Source organism: Gilvimarinus agarilyticus, from assembly GCF_000832015.1.
Lineage (GTDB): Bacteria > Pseudomonadota > Gammaproteobacteria > Pseudomonadales > Cellvibrionaceae > Gilvimarinus > Gilvimarinus agarilyticus.
Genome location: NZ_JXCJ01000002.1, coordinates 93,813 through 102,122, shown reverse-complemented (window position 1 = coordinate 102,122; position 8,310 = coordinate 93,813). Strand labels below are relative to the sequence as shown.

Annotated in this window: 4 protein-coding genes and 1 pseudogene; 3 read left to right on the top strand and 2 right to left on the bottom strand. The window is 44.2% G+C overall.

Translation table 11 applies throughout. From position 1 onward, the window contains the following. Positions 1 to 300 precede the first annotated feature (300 nt). The 3 genes and pseudogenes from SD69_RS19125 to SD69_RS17845 form a co-directional block, all read left to right on the top strand. Positions 301 to 1,294, top strand: a pseudogene (locus tag SD69_RS19125) (IS3 family transposase); the annotation flags it as partial. Positions 1,295 to 1,473: 179 nt separating this feature from the next. Then, a complete protein-coding gene (locus tag SD69_RS19120) occupies positions 1,474 to 1,923 on the top strand; it encodes a methyl-accepting chemotaxis protein (protein WP_041525040.1) in 450 nt (149 codons plus the stop codon). Positions 1,924 to 2,115: 192 nt separating this feature from the next. After that, entirely contained in the window at positions 2,116 to 3,678 is a 1,563-nt protein-coding gene (locus SD69_RS17845; RefSeq protein ID WP_041525039.1) for a sodium/sugar symporter, read from the top strand. Between the two features lie 97 nt (positions 3,679 to 3,775). Here the strand turns inward: SD69_RS17845 and SD69_RS17840 are convergent, their stop codons facing one another. Both SD69_RS17840 and SD69_RS17835 read right to left on the bottom strand, forming a co-directional pair. Then, positions 3,776 to 6,313, bottom strand: coding sequence for a glycoside hydrolase family 2 TIM barrel-domain containing protein (locus SD69_RS17840; protein ID WP_084591710.1), 2,538 nt, complete (start codon positions 6,311 to 6,313; stop codon positions 3,776 to 3,778). 218 nt (positions 6,314 to 6,531) lie between these two features. After that, a partial coding sequence (locus SD69_RS17835) for an alkaline phosphatase D family protein (protein ID WP_041525038.1) occupies positions 6,532 to 8,310 on the bottom strand: 1,779 nt, incomplete at its 5' end.

The following is an 8,310-nucleotide window of genomic DNA, read 5'->3' as shown; positions in this document are numbered from 1 at the left end:
AAGCCAACACCAAACAATTTTTACATTTTAAAATTTGACTCGGTGGCTCCGGCAACGACTGGGCGATAGCTTTCACACAGTCTTACAATAAAATAATTTCACTTATCGTTAAGTTGGACTACTAACCAACTTAGCGAGCAATTCTTCAAAGCCGTCGCTGTCCACCTTCAAGGCCTGAGGCGTACTGGCACCAAAGGTAATGAATGAATCGCAACTAGTTTGCTAGACAGCTCTCAGCTAGAGAAAATGGCACAAAGAGAGGTGTCTATGAGCAAGTAACATCACCCAGAAACGTTTAAGGTGGAAGCGGTCGAACAGGTCACAGTAGTCGGACACAGTGTTACCGAGCTCGCCGAAGGGTTAGGCACGACAACCCACGGCCTTTATACACGGATCAAGCGCTATGGCCCCTATTCAGCAGATCATCGACATAAATCTGATGATATAGCAGAGATCCGGAATTTACAGTAGGAATTCAAGCGAGACACCGAGGAGCGTGATCCGTTAAAAAAGCCACGGCGTACTTCGCAAGACACCCCGAGTGAGATACGCCTTTCACACTGAGCATCACAGTACCCATTCCGTACGACAACTCTATCGGTTGTTTGGTGTTTAGATCAGAGGGTACTATGCTTGGAAACAGAGCCAAAAATTCAAACGGAAAATTGAAGATGACCGGCTGACAGACGTGATTAAATAGTGTTGGCTTGAATCGGGGGATGTTAACGGCTACCGCAAAATTCAAAGAGATCTCAGATATGCAGGTAACACTGTGTTTAAATCGGGTTTATCGGGTGGCGAGGGAAGCAGACATCCGCGCTCAGGCCGGTTATCGTAAGTCTCGGACGCGCGGCGCAGAACAACATGTCGTCACGCTTAACGTTTTGGACTGGAAGTTTAACCCGAGAACGCCGAACCAAGCGTGGGTCACCGATCTTACTTATATCAAACCCATGAAGGTTGGCTCTAACTTGGTACGGTCATGGATCTTATTTCCCATCGTATTATTGGCTGGTCGATGCGCTCTCGAAAAATGAAGGGGCTTGTTTTCGACGCATTGATGATAGCGGTATGGCTCCGCAAACCTGAACGTGAAGTGTTAGTTCACCCCGATGAAGGCAGCCAGAAAACAAGCCATGACTGAAGTATATTTCTTGGGGAGAATGGCTTGGAAGATAGCATGAGTCGCGGTGGCAACTGTCACGACAACGCCGTCACTGAAAGCGTCTTCCAGCTGCTAAAGCGCGAACGAATCAAGCGAAGAACATACTCGAACCGAGAATCGGCATCAGTCTTTTAATTAGGCTGCAAAGCGTTTAGTGAACTAGCGGCGATTCAACCCAAGTCGTTCGTGAAGGCTTTGACTCCCTGCGGGCATCAGAAGAGTTATGCAGCACTCAAGCCGCTGCGGTAAAAAGTATTTCAACGACTATCAATGAAATGTCCATATCTTATGTAACAGAAGTTGCCAATATGGCAGTAGTAGCCTCAAACTCGGTACAAGTATCTTTCGATGCTTCTGGCCACGGCTCCATCAACACGCATAAATGTACCTCGATTATTAACCAGTTTGATCAAGAATTTTCAACTACACAAGAGGTTATGGCTAAATTAAACCAAGAGAGTGACGCCATTGGCGATATATTACTGATTATTCAAGAGGTGGCCGAGCAGACCAATCTACCCACTCTATACGCCGCCGGCAATCAATGGCGTGGCTTTGCTGTGGTAGCCCATGAGGCGCGTAATATGGCACGCCGTGCGCAAGACTCAACCGAGCAAATCGGTGCTCAAATCTATACACTGCAAAGTGAATTTAGGGTCGTTACTAATAAAATGGGCACTTGGCTCGCAGTCGTCTCAGGAAAACACCATGGTAAAACAAAACTCCGAAGAATAGACCTAACTCGCGGAAGATATTAATCGAAGGATTGTCGCGATTTCAAACGCAAGCACAAATATAGACAAAAAACCAAGAGACTACCGTATCGACCAGTAGCATGAAAAAGCATCGGATTCATTAGCGAAGCATATTTCTAAATTTAAACTTTAGCATGAACATACACTCAATATGTCACGCATAAGTTATAATAATATTTTATAGGAGAATAAAAAATGGGACTCGAACAAATTGATTATGGTGTATTCATTGTATATGCACTCGGTTTATTAGGCTTGGCCATATGGGTATCCAAGGCCGATCATTCTGGCGAGCGAAACACAGAAGATTATTTTTTAGCAGGAAAATCCCTGCCTTGGTGGGCGATTGGCGCTTCGTTAATTGCGGCCAACATATCAGCAGAACAAATTATCGGTATGTCTGGGTCTGGTTATGCATTAGGGCTAGCAATTGCGTCTTACGAGTGGATGGCTGCTATCACCTTAATATTAGTTGGTAAGTACTTGTTGCCTATTTTCCTCCGCAACAATATTTACACCATGCCGCAGTACTTACAGCAGCGCTTTGACCACAGAGTCAAAACAATACTGGCCATATTTTGGTTGGCGGTGTTTATTTTTGTAAATTTAACATCTGTGCTATGGCTAGGCGGACTGGCCATTCAAACCGTAACCGGCATTGATTGGTTGTTAGGGATGACCTTCCTGGTATTATTTTCTCTCGCATACTCGTTATATGGTGGGCTTAAAGCGGTTGCCTATACCGACATCATTCAAGTCGTCTTATTAGTATTTGGCGGATTGCTTTTAAGTTATCTATCGTTAGATAAAATTGCCGAGGGCGCCGGCATTGTAGAGGGATTTTCTCGTTTAACCAGCGAGTTGCCGGGCCACTTCGATATGATTTTATCCAGCGATAATCCACATTATATGAGTTTGCCAGGCCTAAGTGTGCTAATAGGCGGCTTGTGGGTAATGAATATCGGTTATTGGGGTTTCAATCAATATATTATTCAACGCGCACTAGCTGCTAAAGACTTAAAAGAAGCACAAAAAGGGATCGCATTCGCCGCTTACCTGAAATTATTAATGCCTCTAATTGTTGTTTTACCAGGCATTGCTGCTGCTATTTTATACCCGGACCTAAGCAAGCCGGACCAAGCGTACCCCTCATTAATGGCGCTAATGCCAGCGGGCATAAAAGGGTTAGTTTTTGCTGCATTAATTGCTGCGATTGTTTCCTCCCTGGCGTCCATGACCAACAGTATCTCGACCATTTTTACCATGGACATCTATAAAGGGCTGGTTAAAGATAAATCACAAGGTCATTATGTTCTAATAGGTCGCCTAACCACACTAGCATCATTGATTATTGCACTTATAATGGCCAAGCCCTTACTAGGAAAGTTCGACCAAGCCTTTCAATATATTCAAGAGTTTACCGGTTTGTTTTCACCGGGCATCACCGCAATTTTTCTAATGGGGATGTTTTATAAAGGCACCACATCACGCGGCGCTTTAGCGGCGTCCATAGGTTCCGCACTATTTTCATTAGTCTTTATGCAGCTCTGGCCGTCGTTACCGTTTATGGATCGTATAGGCCTGGTATTTTTAATATGCTTAAGCTTAGCGTATTTGTTTTCAAATAAAAGTAGCACTCAAGATCAAGACACATCGATTCATGTCGGTGATATCGACTTCTCTACGGAGCGAAGCTTTAATATCGCTGCTCTCGGTTGCACGGTAATTCTTATCGCGCTGTATCTAACATGGTGGTAAATCAGCTACACCTTCTCAGGAAACTTCTGCCTTACTGATAACAGCAGCTAACAAGTGGAACAATGTATTATTGCTCCACTTAACAGGCAGATACTTATCAAGTATTCAACCAAACGGTACTGGCTGCAACTTCATCGACAATTACTGTTATTGAGGCGGGCTTATTATCTGTCACCCTAACAATCGCCAGCGCCCTACCCTCGCTGGTAAGAACCTGCGTGTCTTGATACTTGTCGATAGTTCTGGAATTACCACTGTCTAACCCTAATAACTGCACGTTATCCGACACGTTGAATTGCAGTCGTTTTTCCTGATGATGCACTGGAATGTTGTTAGCGTCTGTTAGCTGAACTTCAATATGCGCCACTTTATTAGGGTCAACCGATAATTGGGTTTTATCAACGCTTATGGCGAGTTGGCTAGGAGATCCAGCAGTAACAACCTCGTCGCTTGCGCCACAGCCGTCTAAGCCCTTTGCCAGCAGCTCGCCTGACTCAAAGTTAACAGCCCATTTTAGCTCTCTATCAGAGTTGTCTGCCAAGGCCTGTACACCGAGGGAATTATCGCCCTGAAACAGCTCTACACGCGGGCAGTTAGTCAGCACCTCAACAATAACACTTTCACCAGGATTATAATTCCAGTGACGATTAACATCCTGCCAAAACCAAACGCGAGTATCCCAACTATTTGGTTCTTTTTCGACTACGTTATCGCCATCCACTTTGTACAATGATTTATTAGCGGTTTGGCTGGTGATATGAACATGGGGTTCGTCATTCCATAGGGTTTTATACATATGAAATGAAGGAGTTTTAAAGCCAGCTGTATCCAACATGCCAGATTCAAGCGCTTTTCTCGGCCAGCCATCATTAGACTCACCTAAATAATCAATACCCGTCCAAAGGAAAGTACCAGCAATAAAGTCACGCTCCTCAACCGCTTTCCACTCATGCCACTGAACGACATTTTCTGTCCCCATAATCATCTTGCCAGGGAAAAGCCTATGACCATAGTCGTAAATAACTCGGCGATAACTGTAACCAATAATATCTAAAGCGTCTGCATAGCCAGAAATATGACTGACAGAGGGGAGTATCATATTGGCCGTAACCGGGCGGGTTACGTCTAGCTCTTTAACCCATTGCGACAGTTTCTTAGCGGTTTTTTCTAAAACATACTCCCCTTCTTCACTGCCATGAAAACGCTGATGGATTTCCTCAGGACTAATAAAGGGCAGGTTATAAAAGTAGTTACCCGAAGCATTCATATCGAAGTAACCCGTTGCCTCTTTATATCTAGGGTAAGTCCACTCAATTTCGTTACCAATGCTCCACATTATAATCGAAGGATGATTTCTATCCCGCTTAATGGGGTCTTTTAAATCATGCTCAGCTTCGGATTGAAAAACCTCTGCATAGCCGCGGCTGATATCATCATCGTGCCGCTCCCACTGATTGAGCCGCTTATCTTTGGGGTTATCCCACTCATCAAAGATTTCCGCTTGGACCAATAGACCTAACTCATCGCATATATCCAAAAAATTCTGCCGCATAGGATTGTGCGATGTACGCACTGCATTAACACCGGCCTCTTTCAACGTTTCAAGACGTCGGCGCCATACATCATCAGGCACTGCCGTACCAACCAAACCAGCGTCATGATGAAGATTGACACCTTTAATCTTACGGCTTTTACCATTTAAGAAAAAACCCTTATTAGCACCATATTCGATAGTTCTAATACCAAATGGAGTGCTGTATGAGTCAATCGTTTTACCATTCAAAACCACTTCGCTAACCAGTGTATACATGTCGGGAGAATCAATATCCCACATGGCCGGCGACGGGACATTCATCATGCTTGCAACAGTGGTGCTCGATTTAGGATCAAGCCGAGCCTGTATATTTTTCTCTTTTACTAAGGCTTTGTCCGGACCAAAGATACTTTGTTTTATCGTAAATGATTTAGCCTCAGGGAAATTATTCTTCACTTCGACTTGCGCATTTACTTTCGCAGTATCTTGATTAACCTCAGGTGTTGTGACGTAAGTACCCCAAATGGGAATATGTAATTTTCCTGTGGAAACAAGCTTAACATCACGGTAAATTCCCGAACCTGTATACCAGCGGCTGTCTATATAACGCTGATGGTTAACTTTTACTGCTAAGACATTTTCTTCATTAGCCTGGTTTAAATATTTACTAATGTCGATAAAAAATGGGGAATAGCCATTAATACGACCACCGATATACTCACCATTTAAATACACTTCTGAATTTGCATATACTCCATCAAAATAAATATAGGTAGTGTTATTTAACCACGTCGGATTAGTATCAAACGACTTTCGATACCAGCCAACCCCACCGGGTAGGTACGCGGTAGCGCCATTATACTTTTCGCTAAATTCAGCCTCTATACTCCAATCATGGGGCAAGATTAATGTGCGCCACTTACTATCATTAAATTCTGGCTTTGAGAATACCGGGTCATCACCAAGACTGAATTTCCAGTTAGAGTTAAAACTAAAGGACCTTTCTGGACTTGTTTTGGTCTTGATATTGTTGCTGGTACAAGCCTGAAAAACTATTACTATCAAAACTACCGATAACAACAGGTATTTTTTCCCATCCATGTTAATTCCTCTATGTGTTATAGACACCACCTAGCCAAAAAACAACAAAAGTACAATGCTAGAAACTAATAGAGCTTGCCTAATTGTACTCTTCCCGATTAGCCTTTAAAGCCAGAACCGCCAGCCGCAGTTTCGGGTAATAAATGCAATTAGTAAAAGGAAGCTAGCTGATATGGGCCATTGGCCCATAGCGGAGATCCCATAGGCCAATAAGCTGGCTATATCAGCTTGTTTGCACCACTGTTTTCGTCTTGATGAATGGTCACAGGCCAGCCCGGAAATTGATTGTTTGGATTGTTATCAGTAGCGTCAACCAAAAATCGGAACGCTTGTATGGTGTAGGTCTTTCGTTCGGTATCAAAAATGATAAAACCAAACCCAGAGCCTTTTTCATGAGCTTGGATATAGCGATTGTCCGATTGGCCAACCTCAGGGTTACCCACAGCGTAAACGTATATTTTATTACCAAAACTATCCAAATATTCGCCGGTTTGCGACAACCCGTGTGAGGGGCGATTTTGATGTGGAAGCGGTAAATCGTCTGGGCGCCACCACCTTGGCCAACCTGCGGCAATCGCAGGAGTACAAAAGGCCCAGTTACTGTCCCGCTGCTTATTCACGCCGTACTGAGACAAGGTACCTAAATGAGTATCACCACAAATATGAAGAGCTTTAGATTGACGCATTATGTCTATTGCTCGATTACGTGCAGTGGCCGGCCAACCGCTGCTGTCAAAATCGTACTTTAAGTACCGATCAGGCGATGGCTGGTGAGTAGAAATACCAGCAAATACGGTTTGGCTAATAACCGCCTTTAAAGTGTGATTGCGCCAATCTTGCCCCCATTGTTTTAAAAAGTTTTCTTGCCGCTTACCTAATAACTGTAAATCCTCTCGGTCATATTCCGGGTTAACATACAGCGGATCCTCTCCTTCACCTGTTTTACCAACCTCTATACCTAACCGATCTGGCCCACTTTTCCACTGTCGGTCGGCCAAAATCGCGAAGCTTACACCCCCATAAACCATCTCAGTGTAGTAAACACTAAGTCCTCGAATTGATGGTGTCGGGTCAACCGGATCGGGGAGGTGAGCAGTGTTTGTTTTGTGCACGGCATTAAGCATTCGTATGGGTTCAATGTAACCGCCCCACGCATCACTGCGTCCGACTATTTTTGCCTGTTCGGACATTTTATCGCCGCCCTCACCCCACAGGTTACCCTGCAGGACATCGTGATCATCTGGTAGACAAATAGTGGGAGCGTTGCGCATTGAATCTCCAAAAGCCCAACCAAATTGATAAAATTTACGCAAATAATTTAGTATGGCCGCTTGTGCAGGGAATCGGACAACACCAAACCCACCGTGGTTTTCGTAAATTTGATCCCCGGAGAATAGAATCAATTCGGGTTGAAATGCCTTAACATTATTGGCAACAGGTTCATACGGAAAGGCATAATCGTTTTGACACGTCAGCGCCGCCATACGCAATTGTCGGTTTGCCGGCTGTGCCTGAATAGTACCAATATAAACATCTGGCTTATCGCGGCCATCACGACGCTTCTCATAGTATATAACCTTATACGGTGTAGCGACTTTTTCATTCCAATTAGCAATACGGAAAGTGGCCGTCCAGGCGTCTGGGTCCAGTTTGCTGGTACCCAAAGAAACCCACTTACCGGACTTTTGAACTTGTAATTCAACCTCTTGGTTGTCTTGCTCCCCCAGCGGACCGGTCAATGCGCTGAGCTTCATAACATAGCCTTCATCCGAACGAGTATTACTCAATGTATACATAGTCCAGAGTATGGGGCCAAAATTTTGCTCTTGAACATCATTAAAAGCTTTGCCCTCTAGCGTCCATTGTGAAAACCTGTATCGCGTACCGCTTTGTGAGTTTGTCGCCGTATCGGTGGTAACTGTGAAATCATTCGATTCTTTTAATGTGATGCTAAAATTACTGACTACGCATACATTACCTAAAACCTCATTGGCGGG